Raw genomic sequence first — 19,764 nt, 5'->3', positions numbered from 1 at the left:
CATTTTTGGGGGCGATCATGTTTCGGAGGGTTCTCCTGCTGGCGGTCCTCGCCCTTGTCGCCGGCCTCGGGGTTTTCTGGTTCGTGACCATTCCCGCCGTGGTGTCCGCCGAGGCGCTGCCGGCCTATACGCCGAATGTCGCCAACGGAGAGACGGTGTTCAATGCCGGCGGCTGCGCGTCATGCCACGGTGTCGCCGGCGAACCGCGCACCATGCTCGGCGGCGGCCTCGCCATTCCGTCGCCGTTCGGCACCTTCTACGCGCCGAACATTTCGCCGCACAAGCAGAACGGCATCGGCAACTGGACCGAGGCAAATTTTGTCACCGCGATGAAACACGGAACGTCGCCAGGCGGCGAACACTACTATCCCGCATTCCCCTATGGCTCGTATCAGCACGCCACGACGCAGGACATCCGCGACCTGTTCGCCTACATCAAGACCCTGCCGCCGCTGTCGGGCCGCATCCGCCCCCACAATGTGAGCTTCCCGTTCAACATCCGCCGCCTTGTGGGCGGCTGGAAGTTTCTGTTTCTGGACAACAAGCCTTTCACGCCGGACCCGAAACAGTCGGCGGCATGGAATCGCGGCGCCTATCTCGTCAACGGCCTCGGCCATTGCGCCGAGTGCCACAGCCCGCGCAATTTTCTTGGCGGCATCGTCGCGCCGCAGCGGTTTGCGGGCGGGCCAAATCCGGAGGGCGAGGGCTGGGTGCCGAACATCACCCAGAAGGGGCTCAAGGACTGGTCGGAGAAAGACATCGCGTATTTCCTCAAGACCGGTGAATTGCCGAGCGGCGATAGCGCTGGCGGCTCCATGGTGCGCGTGATCAAGAATACGGCGCTTCTGAGCGATGAGGATCGCGCGGCGATGGCGGCCTATCTGAAGTCGCTTCCTGCGGTGGATGGCCCGGCGCGGCCGAAAAAGACGTGAGAGCATCGGACGCGTGAATCTCGCCGGGACGACCCGTTGAAGGTTCTTGCCTGGATCGGGGTGTTTTCCATCAAAAACCAAAACACGTGAGCGCATGGCCCGCCCGGCAGCCATGTCATGCACGGGCTTTTATGGACCGCCGCCGCGTGCTTACTCGGGCCGAAATTGCCTCCGGATCCCCGCTTGTTTCATGCATATCGTCAAAGCCGTCTCGTTCAAGGTCGCCAGCACGCTGATGTTCACGATCATGGGCGCGCAGGTGCGCTATCTTGCCGGCGCCTATCCGGAAGGGCAGGTGGCCTTTTTCCGCTCGGTGTTCGCGCTGATCCCGATCCTGATCGTGTTCGGCTGGCGCGGGCAACTGCGCGGTGCGCTCCGCACCAAGCGCCCGTCGGATCACCTGTTGCGCGGTTTCTTCAGCATCGTCGGAACATTCTGCACGATGGCGGCGCTGGCGCGGATTCCGATTGCCGATTTTACCGCCATCGCCTTCCTTGCGCCGCTGATCACCGTGATCTTCGCCGCGATCTTTCTGAAGGAGCATGTCCACGCCTATCGCTGGTCGGCGGTCGCATTCGGTTTCGGCGGCGTCATCCTGATGCTGACACCCTATGCGCGCGATCATGTGGCGCTGACTTCGGCGATGACCGTCGGCCTCTTTTTCGCGCTGACCAACGCCTTTACGGCGGGCGGCGCCTCGATTCAGATCCGCCGCCTGACGGCGACCGAAACCACCTCGTCCATCGTCATCTTCATGACGCTGCTGGTGCTGCTCGTGTCCCTGTTGACGGCGCCGTTCGGCTGGCGCATGCCGGCGACGTGGCAGGATATTGCGGTGCTGGCCGGAATCGGCGTTGCCGGCGGGCTGGGTCAGATTTTCTTCACCGACAGCTATCGGTTCGCGCCGGCGTCGTTCCTTGCGCCGTTCGACTACACCGCCATGCTGTGGGCGTTCATTCTCGGCTACTGGTTCTTCGGCGAAGTGCCGACGCTGTATGTGGTGATCGGCGCGGTCGTCGTCGCCAGCGCCGGAATTTTCGTCATCCTGCGCGAGCGCTATCTCGGCCTGAAACGGCTGCGTGACACGCCGGTCGCGGCGATCGCGACCATGGCCGATGCCGAGGAAGATCCCGATGCGCCGGTGACGGACGAGGCGAAGGCGGCGTGATGTGCTTCTGGTCGTCCCGGCGTAGGCCGGGACCCATCACCCCTGAACGTTGTGATGGTAGAGGAAAGAGTCGCTTGGCCATCACGCCAGATTTGATGACTCAGGGATTATGGGTCCCGGCCTGCGTCGGGATGACTCCGGATGTGTGGTGCGCCCTAAACCAATTCCCTCAAACCCCGAACGCCTTGAAAGTGATGATGGTGTAGGTGTCCTGGATGCCCGGAAGGACCTGAACCTTCTCGTTGACGAAGTGGCCGATGTCCGTGCCGCTTTCGACATAGAACTTGACCAGCAGATCGTAGTTGCCCGCCGTGGAGTAAATCTCGGAGGCAATTTCCGCCTCCGCGAGGGCATTGGCGACTTCGTAGGACTGGCCCAGCTTGCACTTGATCTGGACAAAGAAAGGAACCATCGCTGTTTCTCCGGCAAGCTGTTTGGTGGGCATTATCCTGGGCGCAATAGAGCTAAATCCGCTCGAACTGGCAACCCGGCTTGCTGGTGTCCGGAGGGCAGGTTAGATCAAGATATGGATCGGCTTCGGCGGGCGAAGCCATCACGAGAATGCCATGAGCATACCGGTTGCGCTGACGATTGCGGGCTCGGATTCGAGCGGGGGCGCGGGCATTCAGGCCGACCTCAAGACGTTCGCAGCCTGCGGCGTCTATGGCGCGTCCGTGATCACGGCGCTGACGGCGCAGAACACCCGCGGCGTCACAGGCATCCATGACGTGCCGCCGGACTTCATCGCCGCGCAGATCGATGCGGTGTTCGGCGATCTCGACGTCAAGGCCGTCAAGATCGGCATGGTGGCGCGGCGCGAAGCGATCGAGTCCATTGTCGCGGGTCTTGATCGCTGGTCGCCGAAGCATGTGGTTGTCGATCCGGTGATGGTTGCGACATCGGGCGACCGGCTGCTGTCGCCCGATGCTATCGATGCCTTGCGGACAAACCTGTTTCCGCGCGCCAGTCTCATCACCCCCAATTTGCCCGAGGCAGCGGCGCTGTTGAACGAGGCCATTGCCGAAAGCGAAGCAGACATTGAGCGTCAGGGCCGGCTGCTGCTGGCGATGGGATGCCCTGCGGTGCTGATCAAGGGCGGTCACGGACATGGTCCCGAGAGCACCGATATCCTGATCGACAGTGATTCCGTCATTCGGCTCGCCGCTCCACGCATTGCGACGACCAACACGCACGGCACCGGCTGTTCGCTGTCGTCGGCCATCGCGGCGGGCCTCGCGAAGGGGCAGGGCCTTGAGGCGGCCGTGCGTGAGGCCAAGGCCTATGTCAGCGCCGCCATCGCCGCGGCGGACCGGCTTCAGATTGGCCACGGTCACGGACCGATCCACCACTTCCACGCCTTCGAAAAAGCGCCGTCACCCTGAGGTGCCGAAGCCAAGCAATGGGCGTTCATAGATCGCCGTTCTTCGAACGGCTATGGGCCTCGAAGGGCGATGGCGCTTTCCATGGCTTGTCATCCTTCGAGGCTCGCGCAGGTGCGCTCGCACCTCAGGATGACGAGCACCCGAAGTAACAGTCCGCGACAACCCGCCGCGCCTGTCGCCTGTTTGTCGTACTCCGCTGGTATTCGCCAATAAGCAAACGATCCGTCTGATTCCGTCAGGCCGCTTATTAGGAGCCAGGATGACGAGCACCGACCTCGACAAGTCAACTGTTCAGACCGCGTATGCCCGCTGGGCGCCAATCTACGACGCGGTGTGCGGCCCGGTGATGGTGAAGGGGCGCCGCGCAGCCGCGGCCGCCGCGCGGGCCACTGGCGGTAAAATCCTCGAAGTCGGCGTCGGCACCGGTCTTTCGTTCGACGATTACGACCGCTCTACCGAGATCACCGGCATCGACATGAGCGCGCCGATGCTGGAGAAGGCACGCATGAAAATGGCGAGCGGAAAGTATCCGTTCGTCAAGGCGGTCCATCAGATGGACGCGCACCACATGACCTTCGCGGACGCGACCTTCGATTGCGTCGTCGCACAATTCGTCATCACGCTGGTGGCCAACCCGGAGCAGGTGCTGTCCGAATGCCACCGCGTGGTGAAGCCGGGCGGGCGCATCATCCTCGTCAATCATCTCTATTCCGAAGTCGGCGTCGCCGCCGCCGTCGAGCGCTGGGCGGCGCAAAAAACCCGCTCGCTCGGCCTTCGCCCGGAATTTCCTTTCGCCCGGCTTCAGGCGTGGGCGCAATCAAACGCAAGCACCACCCTGGTCGAGCGGCGCAAAGTTGCGCCGTTCGGCATCTATACGCTGGTTTGTTTCGAACGAACTCTCAACTCGCAGGCCGCCTGATCCGTCATCGCGCTGTCATGCAATTTTGATAAGCGCTCGCCCATGGAAAGACAGGTTATGAGCGACGGTAGTCAAGAACGACGCTTTCGCACTTTGTTTATCTCCGACGTCCATCTCGGAGCCCGCGGTTCGCAAGCCGACCGCCTTCTCGACTTTCTTCGCTGCCACGACGCCGACACCATCTATCTGGTCGGCGACATCATCGACGGCTGGGCGCTGAAATCCAGCTGGCACTGGCCGCAGTCCCACAACGACTTCGTTCAGAAGATGCTGCGCCGGGTTCGCAAGGGCGCCAAGGTGATTTACATCCCCGGCAATCACGACGAATTCCTGCGCTCCTATTACGGCACGCATTTCGGCGGTGTCGAGGTGGTCGAGCAGGCCATTCACGAAGGCGCGGACGGCAAGCGCTATCTGGTTATCCATGGCGACATCTTCGACCTCGTGGTGCAGAACGCACGCTGGCTCGCCCATCTCGGCGACAAGGCCTACGATTTCGCGATCCAGATGAACCGTCTGGTCAATGCGTTCCGCAAGCTGTTCGGCGTGCCGTACTGGTCGCTGTCGCAATGGGCCAAGCTGAAGGTGAAGAACGCCGTCAACTATATCGGCGCGTTCGAGCAGACCCTGGCCAACGAGGCCAAGCGGCATGGCGCTGACGGCGTGATCTGCGGCCACATTCACTACGCGACGATCCGGGATGAGAACGGCATCCGCTACATGAACTGCGGCGACTGGGTCGAGAGCTGCACCGCGCTGGTCGAACACGACGACGGCCGTTTTGAAATCCTGACCTGGACCGATCCGCTGCGCCGGACGCAGCCTGCACCGCGCGTCACCGCGCAGGCGGCCTGATGCGTATTCTCATCGCAACGGACGCGTGGCACCCGCAGGTCAACGGCGTGGTGCGCACGCTGACCAAGATGGCGGAGGCCGCCGCGCCTCTGGCCGTCGATGTCGAATTCCTCACGCCGCAGTCGTTCCGGACCATTTCTCTTCCGAGTTATGCCGACATCCATCTGGCGCTGCCGCGTCCAGGCAAGATCGCGCGCATGATCGAAGAGGCGCAGCCCGATTACATTCACATCGCGACCGAGGGGCCGATCGGAATTCTGGTGCGGCGCTACTGCCAGAAGAACAAGGTGCCGTTCACCACGAGTTTCCACACCCGCTTTCCCGAATATATCTCGGCGCGTTTCCCGATACCGGAATCCTGGGTCTGGGCGGCGCTGCGCTTTTTCCACGGCACCAGCGATGCGGTGATGGCGGCGACGCCGGCGCTTGCGGATGAATTGCGGGGACGTGGTTTCCGCAATGTGGTGCTGTGGTCGCGCGGGGTCGATGCGCAATTGTTCCGTCCGCGCGATTTCGATCTCGCCTTGCCGCGACCGGTGTTCCTGTCGGTCGGCCGTGTCGCCGTCGAGAAAAATCTCGAAGCGTTTCTGGATCTCGATCTGCCCGGCACCAAGGTCGTGGTCGGCGACGGTCCGGCTCGCGCAGAACTTGAGCGGGCATATCCCGACGCCGTTTTTCTCGGCACCATGCAGGGCGAGAAACTCGCGGAAACGTATTCCGCCGCCGATGTCTTCGTGTTCCCGAGCAAGACCGACACCTTCGGTCTCGTCCTGTTAGAAGCGCTGGCCAGCGGCGTTCCTGTCGCCGCGCTGCCGGTGTCTGGTCCGCTCGATGTGATCGGCGACGCACCGGTCGGTGCATTGAACGACGACCTGCGCGCCGCATGTCTCACTGCGCTCACTATTTCCCGTGAAGCCTGCCGCGATTTTGCGGCGTCGCGAAGTTGGGGCGCCTGCGCGCAGGCCTTCATCGATAACGTGACGCGCGAGCGGCCGCCGCAGGTCAAGCGCCGCTGGCGGCGGCGTCTCGCCCGCAGGCTTCGGCTGACATCGGAGTCGGTGCCTACCGCCTGATCGCATAGCCGCTGTTCCCGGGCGATCTTGCTCTGAGAGGCCGGCGCGCTATACAGGCGCCATGACCGAACTCGTTCTCCCGACCGCCGCCGATGTCGATGCCGCCGCGCGGGTTCTCGCGCCCGTCGCCGTCAGAACCCGTCTCATCACGTCGCCCGCGCTCGATGCGCTGACCGGCGGCCGTATCTTCCTCAAGCCTGAAGTGCTGCAGCGAACAGGTTCTTTCAAGTTTCGCGGCGCTTACAATAAATTATCCTCCATTCCCCAGGCGGCGCGAAAGGCCGGCGTCGTCGCGTTCTCGTCAGGCAATCATGCGCAAGGCGTCGCCGCCGCGGCGCAGCTTCTGAACATGCCGGCGGTCATCGTCATGCCGTCGGATGCGCCGGTCTCCAAGATCGAACGCACGAAAAGTTACGGTGCCGAGGTCGTTCCTTACGACCGCGACAAGGAAGACCGCGATGCCATCGCACGCGATCTGGCGGCCAAGCGTGGCGCGACAGTGGTTCCGCCTTACGATGATCCATGGGTGATCGCCGGGCAGGGCACGGTCGGCCGTGAGCTCGCCGAGGATTTCGCGACACTCGGCACTGCGCCCGATCTCGTGTCCGCGCCGGCCTCCGGCGGCGGCCTGATGGCCGGCATCGCGCTGGCGACCAAGGCAAAGTTTCCCAGTGCTTCGCTGATGACTGTCGAGCCCTACGGCTTCGACGATCACGCGCGATCATTCGCCGCCGGACATCGTGAGCCGCATCGCGCCATCGGCCGCACCATCTGCGATGCGCTGATGGCCTCGATCCCCGGCGAGATCACCTTCGCGATCAATCAGAAACTCGGCGTGAAGGGCGTCACCGCAACCGATGACGAAGTGGCCAAGGCGGTTGCGTTCGCGTTTCGCGAATTGAAGCTGGTGGTGGAGCCGGGCGGGGCGGTTGCGCTCGCGGCACTCCTCGCAGGGCATATCGATGCCCGGGGCAAGACCGTCGCCATCGTGCTGTCCGGCGGCAATGTCGATGCGGATCTCTACGCGAAGCTCATTCAGTAGGCGTCACAATTCAGCCTTTTGGCCGCCTTTTGCGGCGAAGATCGCCGCCATTTCACCTTTAGAGTCTGAGGGCATGATCTTTTCCGAAAACCGGATTCCACCTTTCGGGATCATGCCCTAGCTGAAAAACGCGACTTTCTCCGCCAGCGTCATGCGACGGATCGCCGCCAGCGGGTCGCTGCGTGGCGAGGCTGTCTTCGCGAGAATGCCGTTCGCGATCAGGCTGGCGCCGAGCGTCGATATAGGCGCATCGATGACAGGTCGAGGCGCGATCTCTGCCGCCGGTTCGATATCGGACTGGATATCCGGTTCGTCGCGCACCAGCGTCAGATGCGCAGCTGCAACGGGCTCGGGCGCAACTTCTGCCTCGATCGAGACGGTTGCCAGTTCCGCAGGCTCGTTTTCGTCCACAAGTGCCGGTTCGGGTGACGATATCTCAGCGACGGCCGCAACCTCGAACAGTTCGTCGTCGACCGCCGCGCTTGGCGTCTCTTCCGGAGCCACATCGAGGGCGACGGCATGGATCGCCGCAATCGGCTCGGCTTCCGTTGCAGTGGCGACGGGCATCAGGTCGCCGATCTGCTGCGCGGCCTGATCAAATGCACGCATGACGCTGTCACTGAGGCCACCGGCCACGACCTGATCGCACGCCGCGTTGATTGCATCGACCTGGGAATCCAGCAGCGCGCAGATGCGTCCGTCCGCGCCGGATTCGCGCAGGCCCCAGGCGATTTCACGAATCACCCGCGCGCATTTGCGCGACGGTGCCATCGCTTCCTCGAATGCGGGACCGGCCAATACGGATGCTGCGCTTTCGCGGGCGGCCGCAACGATGGCCCGGACCGCGGTCATCGCTTCCGGCAGCGCGTTCGAAGGCGGTTCGTTTGAGGGTGCTTCAGCCGGTGGCGGTTCGCTGAGCGCCTGCCGTTGCTGCTCTTCCTTCTGAACGGCCAGCGAGTGCTCGATGCGGGCCACCGCCTCCAGCACCATCGCGGTGTCGGTGTTGCGGTTTCGCTTCGCGTATTCGTCCAGAAACCAGCGGCCGCGCGCGGTTTCCACAAATGCGTCCCGGATAGCCTCGAAGTCCGCATCCGTCGGTGACGCGGCGCGGGCTGAGATCGGCGACAGGGCGAAGGCTTCGTGGGCCATAAAAACCTTTGAGAAAACCTTTTAGCGAGAACCATCCGCCGGGAAAAGCGGTGTGCTGATACGCCGAACACGCGCTAGATAAGAGTCACCACGAACCGCAGCGAATCGCAATTCCCTTGCCCACCAGCGAATCACAAAAGCACCCCGCGGGGCAATCCGTTGCTCGCCGATTTGCCGTGCGGATCAGCCTGTTTTACGCCTCGACTTTCGGCATCATCGGCGTCCATCTGCCGTTCTTTCCGGTCTGGCTGAAGGCGATCGGCGTTGATGTCTCCTGGATCGGAATCATCACGGCAGCGCCGTCGCTCTCCCGTTTCACGATCCTGCCGTTCGTGACCGCCTCCGCCGAACGGCATCAGGTCTTGCGCGGGACCATGATTGCGCTCGCGTTCGTCACGGCCGTTGGATTCGCCGTGCTGGGACTGCTGCGCGATCCGCTCACGATCCTGATTGCCTATGCCGTCATCGCCTGCCTCTGGACGCCGCTCAGTCCGCTGACGGACGGCTACGCGCTGAAAGGTGTCACGCGACACGGCCTCGATTATGCGCGGATGCGGTTGTGGGGGTCTGCGTCCTTTGTCGTGTTTGCGATGGTCGCCGGCCTCTTGTTCAAGGTCATCGATCCTCAAAACCTGATCTGGATCATCGTGGCCGTCGCACTACTCAGTGCTTTGGTCGGCCTCGGCATCGTCCCGCTCGACGCGCCTGCGTCCGGACCCGCGCCGCAGGAGCGGGCGAGCGGCCTGCTCCGGATGCCGCTGTTTCTTGCGATCATCGGCGCATCGGCTTTGATCCAGGGCAGTCACGCCGCCTATTACGCGTTCTCCTCGATCACCTGGCAGGACGCAGGATTCGGCGGGTTCACGATCGCCGCCCTGTGGTCGCTCGGAGTTGTCGCCGAGATCGTGGTGTTCGCGATCTCGCCGCGCCTCACCTTGTCGCCAACGGTGATGGTCCTGATCGGCGCGATGAGCGGTGTGCTGCGCTGGACGATCACGGCGCAGGAGCCCCGGATCGAAGTGCTGACGGCGGTGCAGTTGATGCACGGCCTCACCTTCGGGATCACGCAGGTCGGCACCGTCGCGCTGATGGTCCGCAGCGTGCCGCATCACATGCTCGCCAGCGCGCAGGGTTACATGGTGGCATCGCAGGGGGCGGTGACCAGCCTCACCATGATGCTGTCCGGGCTGATCTATGCGCGGGTGGGCGAGGGGGTCTACTACGCCATGGCCATGATGGCGCTGGCGGGCGGCATCGTGATGGCCGTTTCGCGCAGACGGCTCGACGCCCATCACGGGTCGTAACGGGTCAGGTCAACCCCAGAGCGAGGCATCCGGCGGATACACCGTGCTGCCGTCGTAGCGCAGGCCGTTGTCGCGATCCTTCGTCAGCAACAGCGGCCCGTCGAGATCGACCACGCGCGCCCCCTGCGCGATCATCATGGCCGGTGCCATCGCCAGCGACGTCGCCACCATGCAGCCGACCATGATGTCGAAGCCCAGCGCCTGCGCGGCCCCGGCCATGGCCAGCGCCTCGGTGAGGCCGCCGGTCTTGTCGAGCTTGATGTTGATGGCGTCGTAGCGCTCGCGCAGTCCTTCGAGCGAGCCGCGATCGTGCACGCTTTCGTCGGCGCACACCGATACCGGCCGCTTGATCCGTCCCAGCGCCTGATCATGTCCCGCAGGCAGGGGCTGCTCGATCATGGTCACGCCGGCTTCCGCGCAGGCCGCAAGATGCCGCTCCAGATCGGCCTCGATCCAGGCCTCGTTGGCATCCACGATGAGCTCTGCGTCCGGCGCAGCCTTGCGGACGGCGGCGATCCTGGCCTCGTCGCCGTCGCCTCCGAGCTTGATCTTGAGCAGCGGCCGGTGCGCGGCCTTTGCGGTGGCTTCCGCCATGCTCTCGGGCGTGCCCAGCGAGATCGTATAGGCCGTGATCAGCGGGCGCGGCGTGGTCTGTCCAAGCAGGTCCCAGATCCGCTTATTCGCCACCTTGGCCTCCAGGTCCCACAACGCGCAGTCGAGCGCATTGCGGGCCGCACCCGGCCGCATCCGAGTTTGCAGGGCCTGCCGGTCGATACCCCGTTCGAATGCAGCCCCAAGGTCGAGGATCGCCGCCAGTGTTCCCTCGGGTGTCTCGCCGTAACGGCCGTAGGGAACGCATTCGCCGCGCCCCGTAACGTTTTGGCGACTTACCTGTGCCACAATCACAACGGCCTCTGTCTTGGCGCCGCGGCTGATGGTGAAGCCACCGGCGATCGGCCAGCGCTCGATCCGGGCGGCGAGATTGAGAGATAGCGTCATTTCTGGAATCGATTTCGTGAGGACGGGCTTGTTCAGACGCGGCAATTATGGCTCTTAGGAGCATCCCCGTACAGTTTGTTGACATCGTGGTAGGTTGGCTGGTCGACCGGGCGCGGCTTCGACGCAAGAATCGACGCAGGAGTTGGGCTTGAACGGCAATCCGACATTGGAGCAGGTCACCGTCGGCGCGGGTCTCGCGCTGCGCGCCGCTGGCCAATGGACAGTTCATTACGCTCCCGCACTGGAAAAAATCGTCGAAGACACCGAGCGGCGGAACAGCGGCTCCGCCGACATCATCATCGATGTGTCGCAGGTCTCCCGCCTCGATACATTTGGCGCGTGGCTGATCGAACGGCTGCGCCGCAGCCTGACCCACGGCGGCGTCGAGCCCCGGGTCGCCGGCCTGTCCGAGAACTACGCCAGCCTCGTCAACGAGGTCCGGCAGGTCAAAGCCGGTGTGGTCCACCATCGGAAGCGGCAGACGCTGCTTGGGATACTGGACGGCGTTGGCCGCAGTGTGGTCGAGGTCGGCGGCACGCTGGTCGGCCTGATCGGCATGCTGGGCGCAATCCTCAATTCGCTCTGGCGCGTGATCCTGCACCCGACCAGTTTCCGTTTCACCTCGATGATCCACCACCTCGAGCAGGTGTGCTGGCGCGCGGTGCCGATTGTGGTGCTGATCACCTTCCTGATCGGCTGTATCATCGCGCAGCAGGGTATTTTCCACTTCCGCAAGTTCGGCGCCGACGTCTTCGTGGTCGACATGCTCGGCGTGCTGGTGCTGCGCGAACTCGGCGTGCTGCTGGTGGCGATCATGGTCGCGGGCCGGTCGGGCAGCGCCTACACCGCCGAACTCGGCTCGATGCGGATGCGCGAGGAAGTCGACGCGCTGCGCACCATGGGTTTCGACCCGACCGAGGTGCTGATCCTGCCGCGCGTCTGCGCGCTGATCATTGCGATGCCGATTCTCGCCTTTCTCGGCGCCATGGCGGCGCTGTATGGCGGCGGTCTCGTCGCATGGGGTTATGGCGGCGTGCAGCCCGACGCGTTTCTCGCCCGCCTGAAGGAGGCCATTTCGGTCGATCATTTCATCGTGGGCATGGTGAAAGCGCCGGTCATGGCGCTGGTGATCGGTGTCGTCGCCTGCGTGGAAGGCGCCGCCGTCAAGGGCAGCGCCGAGTCGCTCGGCCAGCACACCACGGCCTCGGTGGTGAAATCGATCTTCTTCGTCATCGTCATGGATGGCCTGTTCGCGATCTTCTTCGCGACGATCAATATGTAGGACTGACATGGCGGCTTCTTCAGACGATCCGATCATCCGGGTGCGCGACCTCACGGTTGGATTTGGCGATAACCTGATCCTCAACCATCTCGACCTCGACGTGCGGCGCGGCGAGATCCTCGGCTTCGTCGGTGCGTCCGGCGCGGGCAAGTCGGTGCTGACCCGCACCATTATTGGTTTGATGCCGAAGCTCAGCGGCACCATCGAGGTGTTCGGCGTCGACATGGGCAAGGCCAATGAGGACGAGCGCCGCGCGGTCGAGCGCCGATGGGGCGTGTTGTTCCAGCATGGCGCGCTGTTCTCGTCGCTGAACGTGCGCCAGAACATCCAGTTTCCGGTGCGCGAATTCATGGACGTGTCCGAGCGGCTGCTCGACGAGATCGCCATCGCCAAGCTCGCCATGGTCGGCCTCAAGCCGGAGGTCGCCGACCGGTTTCCATCGGAACTCTCGGGCGGCATGATCAAGCGCGTGGCGCTCGCCCGCGCGCTCGCGCTGGACCCCGAGATCGTGTTTCTCGACGAGCCGACATCGGGTCTCGACCCGATCAGCGCCGGCGACTTCGACCAGTTGGTGATGACGTTGCAGCGGACTTTGGGCCTCACCGTTTTTATGGTAACCCATGACCTCGACAGCCTTAAAACCGCCTGTAACCGCATTGCAGTGTTAGGGGATCGCAAGGTTCTCTTGGTAGGCACGATGGACGACATGCTGGCCTCGCAGCATCCATGGCTGCGGGCCTATTTCCATGGCAAGCGCGCCCGTGCCGTCGTTGCGTAGTTAGTTGCGTATATATTTGGAGTTAAGTTGATGGAAACAAAGGCAAATTACGTCCTGATCGGGACGTTTACGCTGGCGGTGGTGGCCGCGGCCTTTGGCTTCGTGTTCTGGTTTCAGAACCTCGGCGCGGCGGCCCAGCGCACGCCGTTGCGCATCGTGTTCGAGGGCGCGGCCTCCGGCCTGCGCACCGGCGGCAACGTCAACTTCAACGGCATCAAGATCGGCGAAGTCACGTCCATCAAGCTCGACGATCCCAAGCGGGTCGTGGTCATTGCCGCTGTCGACAAGAATGCGCCGATCCGCAAGGACTCGCTGGTCGGCCTGGAATTCGCCGGACTTACCGGCGTGTCGTCGGTCTCGCTCAAGGGCGGTTCGCTCGAAGCGGGCGGCGTGCCGGTTGCCGAAGACGGTGTGCCGACCCTGACCGCCGATCCCAACGCGATCCAGGACATCGGCGAAGCGGTTCGCGGCGTGCTGCAGAACGTCAACAAACTCGTCACCGAAAACCAGGAAGCGCTGAAGAGCAGCATGGCGAATATCGAGGTGTTTTCGAAAAGCCTCGCCAGCAATTCCGCGCGCATCGACAGCATCATGGCGGGTGTGGATGGCCTGATGGGCGAGAAGGGCGAGTTGCAGAGTGCCGCCAAGTCGTTCCGCGAACTGGCCGAGAATCTCGACAAGCGTTCCGCCGGCCTGATTATCGACGGCCGCCGCACGTTGGCCGATATCAGCCGCGCGGTGAACAACTTCGACCGCAATCCGACCCGCGTGCTGTTCGGTGCGGGACAGAAGGACGCTGCACCGGCTCCGAACCCCGCTGACGCCCGCGCGCGGCAGCGGTAGGGCTGAACTCCCGATTCGATTTTCAAACAGCCACGCGCATTCGCTCCCGCGCATCAATCGCGCGAGGTGAGCTTTTAGTCTCGCCCCTCACAGCGCGCGCGAGGCCTGCCTCGTTCGCGCCCCATAAAAGGGAGGGGCATGGAGCGCCGCAAGGCGCAAATGTCTTCGTTTCGCTGCCGGCATCCGCTTGCGAGGCGGATGGTTCTCCGGAAGCGCGTCGCCTCACGGCGCTCCATTGCGGCGATTTTGGGCGTGAGGACCGTACTTCCGGGTCAGGACGGGCGCGGCGCGCCTTGATCCGGCGGGATTTCCCCGCCTTCATCCTGTCCTCGTCCAGCCGCTGACGGCAGAGCCACGTTGTTGGCCCGGACGGTGACCCCAGCCTCCCGGGCGCAACGGGTGCGAACCGTGCGTGCAGGCGCCGCATCCTGCTCCGCTTCAAAGCGCCCTCGAGAAGCGCCCCTCACGAACAGGACGGGTCGAACATACGAGCGGTGCAGAGCGCGGGGATACGTATCCCCATCAAGAAATGTTGCAGGAGTCGTTATGCGCATAGTTTGTCGTCATTCCGGGGCGCGAGCCTCTTTGCGAGCGAACCAGGAATCCACTGCTGCTGACAAAGCCATAACAAAGAGGACTGGATTCCGGGCCTGCGCGTGAAGAACGCGCAGGCCCGGAATGACGAGTGCTTAAACCTGCATCGAACGTGTCCCGGGCGCGATGCAGCGCGCAACGCTGCTTCGCAGAACCGGGACCGTTACAGATCCGATGCGCAACGGCCCCGGCTCAGCAGCGCACCACTGGCGTGATGCGCTGCGTCCGGGGCACGGCATCGCGAATGATGTTTATCCCAATGTACGCTGCGTGGTTCGTAGAGCGCGCGCTCGTCCAAACAAAAAAGCGGAGGCCTGCGCCTCCGCTTTTCCTTATCGTCATCTGATCGGGTTTGCGACTTATCCCAGCCGTCCCGCCGCGTGGGCGAGCAGGGTGTAGACCAGTCCGGTTTCCGATACGAGGTGGCTGCGCAGCGCCGCAGGCCCGCGCTCATCGCGCGAGACTTCGTCGAGCAGCCGCTCGAACTCGTTAATGTAACGGTCCACCGTCTGCTTGAAGTTGCGGTCGGCGCGATATTTCCGCGACACCTCGTCGAAGGCCTTCTGGCCGGCCGGCGTATAGAGCCGCTTGGAGAACGCCTTGCGCTCGCCGCGCTGGTAGCGGTCCCACATCTCGGCGGCGAGTTCGCGGTCCAGCAGCCGGGCGATGTCGAGCGACAGCGCCTCAAGCGGGTTCGCGGCCTGACGAGGGGCTGGGCCACGGCCACGCGGGCCTTCATCGGTGTCCGACCGGCTCAGCAGGTCCGACAGCCAGGCATCGCTGTTGCGGTCGGCGCCGCCAGCGGGGCTGACCGGCGGCGCTTCGGCGCGGCGCGGGGCGGGGCCGAACTCCGGCGCCGGCAGGGTCGCGGCGCTCGCGACGTCGCGCGAACGCGGCGCCTGCCGGGACACGGTTTCCGCGCGGCCACCGGCGGTCGCCAGTTCTTCCTCGCGATAGACGGTGCGGTTGGCCGGGGCAACGTCGAGGCCCTTGCCGTGACGCGCGACAATCCGGTTCAGTTCGGCCAGCGCTTCGATCTGGTCGACGATCACCTTGCGCATCTGCGCCGTGCTCTCGGCGGCTTCCTGCGGCACTTCGAGAACGCCGCGGCGCAGCTCGGCGCGGGTGGCGTCGAGTTCGCTGTGCAGTTCGGACGCCATCTGCTTCATGCCGTGCACGATGGTCGCGAACTTGTCGGCGGCCTGGCGGAACATGCTGTCCGCTTCACGGGTGCCCTGGTCGTACAGTTCGGCCATCGCTTCGGATGTCTGGCGGCGCTCGTCTTCCACCGCCATGCGGACGGCCTCGAACTGGCGGCTGACTTCGGCCGAGCTTGAGCCGGCGGTCTGCGCCACGATCTGCGCGATGTCGCGGGCCCGCATTTCGGCGGCGGCCAGCGAGTCGTCGAGCAGGTTCGTAAAGCGCGAGAGACGCTCATCGAGATCGTGGGTCCGCAGGTCGATATTCGAGACCAGCGATTCCAGCATGGCGTTGCGCTCGGAGATGGAGTCGCCGGCGCGTTCGTTGCTCTTCTCGACCAGCGACGCGGCTTCCGCCAGCGCGCGGCCGTGGCTCTCGAACTGCGCCGAGAGGGCGTTGAGGTTTTCCAGCGCGCCGGATGTCTTGTTGTTGAACAGCGACAGCTGCTGCTCCAGTACGCTGGTGGATTCGCCGTTGCGGGAGGTCACGTCGTTCATGGTCGAGACGAACTCTGCAACCCGCGTGACAAGCGTCCGCTCCAGCGAGTTGAGGTTGTCGTGGGCGCCGGTGAGGACTTCCTGCAGCAGGATGTTGCCTTCGCGCAGCCGCTCGAACAGCGCGAGGGTGTCGGTGCGCAGGATCTTGGAGGTTTCCTGCAACTCGTTGATGGTCGAGGTCGCCACCTGACGCGACTGATCGATCGCCGCGCGCGAGGTCTGGTCGATGTCCTTCAGCGACTTGCTGACGGCGCCGATGGCGATCTCGCTCGCGGTGTTGATCTGGCGCGCCAGATCGGAGGAGTTGTTCATCATCGCGACGGTGAAGGCGCCGCCGTGGTTCTCGATCGACTTCAGCGCGGAATCGGCGGCGCTGCCGATGGTGGCCGAAATCTCGGCGGCCTTGCTGCCGAGCGCTTCCACCAGCGAACTGCGGCGGCTGTCGACCAGTTGCGACAGGTGTTCGGTCTGCTCGCGGACGCCGTCGGTGATCGCTTCGACCTTGCCGTTCAGCGTCGAGCCGAAGCGGTCGGTCGAAAGCGCGATGGTGCGTTCGATTTCGGCGGAGGCCGACTTGACCTGCGCGGTCGCGCCGGTCGACGCCACGGTGAGCGTGTTCTCGGCTTCGCGCGCGGCCATCTGGATGGTGCGTTCGAGTTCGCCGGAGACGGCCTTGAGCTGGCCGCCGACTTCGCCGGAGACAGCCTTGAGCTGGATGCCGACTTCGCCCGACACATCGCGCAGGTCGGCGCCGACTTCGGTGGTAATGCCCTTGAGTTCGGCGGTGACGTCGCTCGAGGCGGCCTTGAGCTGCGACGTGACCTCGCCGGACAGGGTGATCAGCGACTGCTGGGCCGCGCGGGCGCTTTCCTGGATCGTGGTGCTCGCGCTGGTCATCAGGCCGGTGAGGGCGCGTTCGGCTTCGTCGACGCGCGACTTGATCGCGGTGGACATCTCGCTGGCGCGGGAGCCGATCACCTCGGCGGCATGCTGGCCGCTGCCGGTGACTCGGTTGGCGGCAGCCTCGACCCGCGTATCGAGCAGGTTTTCGAACTGCGCGACCCGCGCGCTGATGTCGGAGGCCAGCGCGCTGACGTTGAATTCCAGATTGCTCTGGACGTCCTTGACGCGGGCGGTGACGGCGTTGGCCATCTCGTCGACGCCGGTGGACATCGCATTCATCACCTGCGCCCCGCGCTCTTCCATGGCTTCGGCAATCGAGGCGGCGCGGGTTTCAACGATCGACGCGAAGGCCGCGGCCCGGCTGTCGAACGTCTGCACGACGGATGTGGTGCGGGTATCGACGATGTCCGCGAACGCCGCGGTGCGGGTATCGAACGCATCGGTAATGGCCGCGGTGCGGGCATCGACGACGGTGGCGAAGGCTTCCGCGCCGTTGTTGATCCGCTCGGTCACGGCCGCGGTGCGGGAGTCGATCAGGTCCGCGAAAGCCGTGGTGCGTCCGTCGATGGTGTCGGTGAAGGCGGTCGTGCGTCCGTCGATGGTCTCGGTGAACGCGGCGGTGTGGTTGTTGACCACCTCGGCGATCGCCGAAGCGCCGCTGTCGATCGCGTTCTTGAGGGCAGCCGTATGGTTGGTGATCGTATCGGTGAAGGTGAGGGCACGGCCGTCGATCGCTTCCATGAAGGCGCCGGTGCGGGAATCGATCACGCTGGTGAACGATGCGGCCCGGCCGCTGACCGTTTCGCTGAACGAGGCGGCCCGCGCGTCGAACGATTCCTCGATCGCCTTCATGCGGGCGACAATGGTGCCGTCGAGCGAGTTGATCTTGCCGAGCAGCGAGGTGTCGAGATTCTCGACGCGCGCTTCGATCGCATTCCGGAAGCCGGACAGGCTCTGGTCGAGCTTGGCGTGAAGCTGATCGCCATGCACGGTGACGCGGCTGTCGAAGCTGTCGACATAGGTCTTGAGGCTGTCGGCGACGCCCTGGGTGTGCTGGCCCATGCGCTCGACGATCTCGCCGCCATAGGTCTTCACCGTGCGGTCGAACTCCGCGATGTGACGCGTGATCAACGCGCCCAGCGTGCCGCTGTCGCGGGCGAATTTCTCGGCCAGTTCCGTGCCCTGTTCCTTGACGAGGCCTTCGAACAGGCTGATCTGGCCGCTCAGTGTGTCGTGTGCAGTCTCGGTCTGGCTGACGACCTTTTCCACCAGCGTGTTGATGGTGGCGTCGAGCGCCTCGCCGGCCTTGTCGCCGCTGACCAGAACGCGTTCGGCCAGCCGGTTGCCGGCCTGATCGATCTTGTCGGTCAGGTCCGCGCCGCGCTCGTCGAGTTCCAGAAGCAGGGACTCGCTCGAGTTCTTCATGGTGTCGAAGATCTTCTCGGTGCGGTCGGCGACGCTGGCGACGATCTCCTCGGATCGCGCCGCGATGCCGTCGACAATGGCGGTGGAACGCTCGGAGAATTCGCCGGTCATCTTGTCGAGGCGCTCGTTGAGCACGTCGTGGACGCGGTCGGCGAGGTCCGCGAATTCCTCGTGAACGTGGCCGGTCTTGAAGTTGAGGCTGGCGGTCAGCTTTTCGCTGGCGTCGAGCACGCTGGCGGCAGTCTGTGTGCTGGCTTCCTCGAGGCGGTCGAGCAGGTCGCCGCCGCGTTCGCCGAGCGCGATGATCATGTTGTCGCCGGCGCTGGAGAGGGCGCGGGTGATGTGCTCGCTGCGCTCTTCGAGCGCGCCGGTGATGCTGTTGGCCACTTCGTCGACGCGGGACGCGATCGCGTCGCTGATCAGGGCGATGTCCTGACGCAGATCAATCTGCACGCCGGAAATCGCGTTGCGGACCTGCTCGGCCTGGCCGACCAGATTGTCACGCTGCACGGCGATGTCCTGGAGCAGGGCGCGCATGCGCACTTCGTTGTCGCTATAGGCGCGTTCGAGCGAGGCCACTTCGTTGGCGACCAGCGCCTCGAGTTCGCCGGCCCGCGCGATGGCGCGCTCGACGCCGTCGCCCATCGCCGCGACTTCGCGGCGGATGGCCTGACCCACGCTGACGATTGCGCCGTTGGCGACGTGCTCGGGCTCGGAAAAGCGGACGGCCATCTGCGCCATGGACTGCGCGATCATGCTCATTTCCTGGCTGCGCCAGGCGATGCTCGCCAGCGCATAGAACAGCACGAGCGGCGCGACGATGACGGCGAGCAGGCCGACCAGCGCCAGAATGCCGCCGGTGCCTTGGGCGATCACGGCTTCGAGCGCGGGCAGGAATGCGAATGTCAGGAAGCCGACGCCTGCGATCCACAGGCCGGAGAACAGTGTCGCCACGGTATAGGCGCTGCGGCGCGGGCGGCCCTTCTGGATGGTTTGCAGGATCGCGCCGATGGTTTCGCGGTCGTCATTGGCCGGCTGCTGGCCAAAGTTCGTCATGTCGAGGTCGTCGGCAGGCTGCCGGAGGTCGGAGCCGCGGTTCGCCGCGCGGAGCGACGGCTCATTGCGAGGGGGAATGTCCCGTCCGTTGTCGGACGCGGGCAGTTCTCCGATGTTCAGAGCTTCCTGGATCGCCGTGAGAGCGTCTTCAGTCGGGTCCTTGACCTTCGGATTTTTTGCCATGTGTCCCATACGCCTTTATTTTTACGCATCCGGAAGTCGCCATGCCGACGGCTGGCCGCGCGTCCCCGGATGTTGCCCCGAAATGATCGACCGACACGAAAGTTGGAGTCGCCGAACTCCCGCCGGTTGTCCCGCACTTCCGGAAACATCCTATTGGCTCGGCCGGTCGAATGAAATGGG

The 19,764-nt window shown here is 64.3% G+C and carries 15 protein-coding genes; 11 read left to right on the top strand and 4 right to left on the bottom strand.

The window, feature by feature from the left end; translation table 11 throughout:
* The first annotated feature begins 17 nt into the window (after positions 1–17).
* Together LVY71_RS16720 and LVY71_RS16715 are read left to right on the top strand one after the other, a co-directional pair.
* Positions 18–932 carry a c-type cytochrome gene (locus tag LVY71_RS16720; RefSeq protein ID WP_235100972.1) on the top strand — a complete coding sequence of 305 codons (915 nt, stop codon included), beginning with the start codon at positions 18–20 and terminating at the stop codon, positions 930–932.
* Between the two features lie 190 nt (positions 933–1,122).
* Complete coding sequence (locus tag LVY71_RS16715; protein ID WP_235100971.1) at positions 1,123–2,100, top strand: DMT family transporter; 978 nt, start codon at positions 1,123–1,125, stop codon at positions 2,098–2,100.
* 169 nt (positions 2,101–2,269) lie between these two features.
* Here the strand turns inward: LVY71_RS16715 and LVY71_RS16710 are convergent, their stop codons facing one another.
* On the bottom strand, positions 2,270–2,512 hold the full coding sequence (locus tag LVY71_RS16710) for an Lrp/AsnC ligand binding domain-containing protein (RefSeq protein ID WP_235100970.1): 243 nt from the start codon (positions 2,510–2,512) through the stop codon (positions 2,270–2,272).
* 154 nt (positions 2,513–2,666) lie between these two features.
* On the opposite strand from LVY71_RS16710, the gene thiD reads away from it, so the two are divergent.
* From thiD to LVY71_RS16685, 5 genes are all read left to right on the top strand, one after another.
* Positions 2,667–3,482 carry a bifunctional hydroxymethylpyrimidine kinase/phosphomethylpyrimidine kinase gene (gene thiD, locus LVY71_RS16705; protein WP_235100969.1) on the top strand — a complete coding sequence of 272 codons (816 nt, stop codon included), beginning with the start codon at positions 2,667–2,669 and terminating at the stop codon, positions 3,480–3,482.
* A 259-nt stretch (positions 3,483–3,741) separates the two neighbouring features.
* Entirely contained in the window at positions 3,742–4,401 is a 660-nt protein-coding gene (locus LVY71_RS16700; protein ID WP_235100968.1) for a class I SAM-dependent methyltransferase, read from the top strand.
* A 42-nt stretch (positions 4,402–4,443) separates the two neighbouring features.
* Positions 4,444–5,256 (top strand): UDP-2,3-diacylglucosamine diphosphatase, encoded by an 813-nt coding sequence (locus tag LVY71_RS16695; protein WP_235100967.1) that lies wholly within the window; start codon positions 4,444–4,446, stop codon positions 5,254–5,256.
* Positions 5,256–6,329, top strand: a complete 1,074-nt coding sequence (locus LVY71_RS16690; protein WP_235100966.1) for a glycosyltransferase family 4 protein — start codon at positions 5,256–5,258, stop codon at positions 6,327–6,329. Before LVY71_RS16695 ends, LVY71_RS16690 begins: the two co-directional genes overlap by 1 nt.
* Positions 6,330–6,390: 61 nt before the next feature.
* Positions 6,391–7,371 carry a threonine/serine dehydratase family protein gene (locus tag LVY71_RS16685; RefSeq protein ID WP_235100965.1) on the top strand — a complete coding sequence of 327 codons (981 nt, stop codon included), beginning with the start codon at positions 6,391–6,393 and terminating at the stop codon, positions 7,369–7,371.
* 117 nt (positions 7,372–7,488) lie between these two features.
* Here LVY71_RS16685 and LVY71_RS16680 read toward each other — a convergent pair whose 3' ends face one another.
* The gene (locus LVY71_RS16680; protein WP_235100964.1) at positions 7,489–8,520 is read right to left on the bottom strand and encodes a hypothetical protein; all 1,032 of its coding nucleotides are present in this window, start codon (positions 8,518–8,520) and stop codon (positions 7,489–7,491) included.
* Between the two features lie 116 nt (positions 8,521–8,636).
* Here LVY71_RS16680 and LVY71_RS16675 point away from each other — a divergent pair, with 116 nt between their 5' ends.
* Entirely contained in the window at positions 8,637–9,824 is a 1,188-nt protein-coding gene (locus LVY71_RS16675; protein ID WP_249788534.1) for an MFS transporter, read from the top strand.
* 9 nt (positions 9,825–9,833) lie between these two features.
* On the opposite strand, the gene dgcA is transcribed toward LVY71_RS16675, so the two are convergent.
* The gene (gene dgcA, locus LVY71_RS16670; RefSeq protein WP_235100962.1) at positions 9,834–10,823 is read right to left on the bottom strand and encodes an N-acetyl-D-Glu racemase DgcA; all 990 of its coding nucleotides are present in this window, start codon (positions 10,821–10,823) and stop codon (positions 9,834–9,836) included.
* 148 nt (positions 10,824–10,971) lie between these two features.
* On the opposite strand from dgcA, the gene LVY71_RS16665 reads away from it, so the two are divergent.
* The 3 genes from LVY71_RS16665 to LVY71_RS16655 are packed head-to-tail and all read left to right on the top strand — an operon-like array spanning position 10,972 to position 13,726.
* Complete coding sequence (locus LVY71_RS16665) at positions 10,972–12,105, top strand: ABC transporter permease (RefSeq protein ID WP_235100961.1); 1,134 nt, start codon at positions 10,972–10,974, stop codon at positions 12,103–12,105.
* Positions 12,106–12,112: 7 nt separating this feature from the next.
* Positions 12,113–12,883, top strand: a complete 771-nt coding sequence (locus LVY71_RS16660; RefSeq protein ID WP_235100960.1) for an ABC transporter ATP-binding protein — start codon at positions 12,113–12,115, stop codon at positions 12,881–12,883.
* 30 nt (positions 12,884–12,913) lie between these two features.
* A complete protein-coding gene (locus LVY71_RS16655; RefSeq protein ID WP_235100959.1) occupies positions 12,914–13,726 on the top strand; it encodes an MlaD family protein in 813 nt (270 codons plus the stop codon).
* Positions 13,727–14,679: 953 nt separating this feature from the next.
* Here the strand turns inward: LVY71_RS16655 and LVY71_RS16650 are convergent.
* Complete coding sequence (locus LVY71_RS16650) at positions 14,680–19,584, bottom strand: apolipoprotein A-IV repeat region-like domain-containing protein (RefSeq protein WP_235100958.1); 4,905 nt, start codon at positions 19,582–19,584, stop codon at positions 14,680–14,682.
* Positions 19,585–19,764 lie beyond the last annotated feature (180 nt).

It is taken from the genome of Bradyrhizobium sp. G127, assembly GCF_021502575.1.
GTDB lineage: Bacteria > Pseudomonadota > Alphaproteobacteria > Rhizobiales > Xanthobacteraceae > Afipia.
This window is presented reverse-complemented; position numbering and strand designations above follow the sequence as displayed.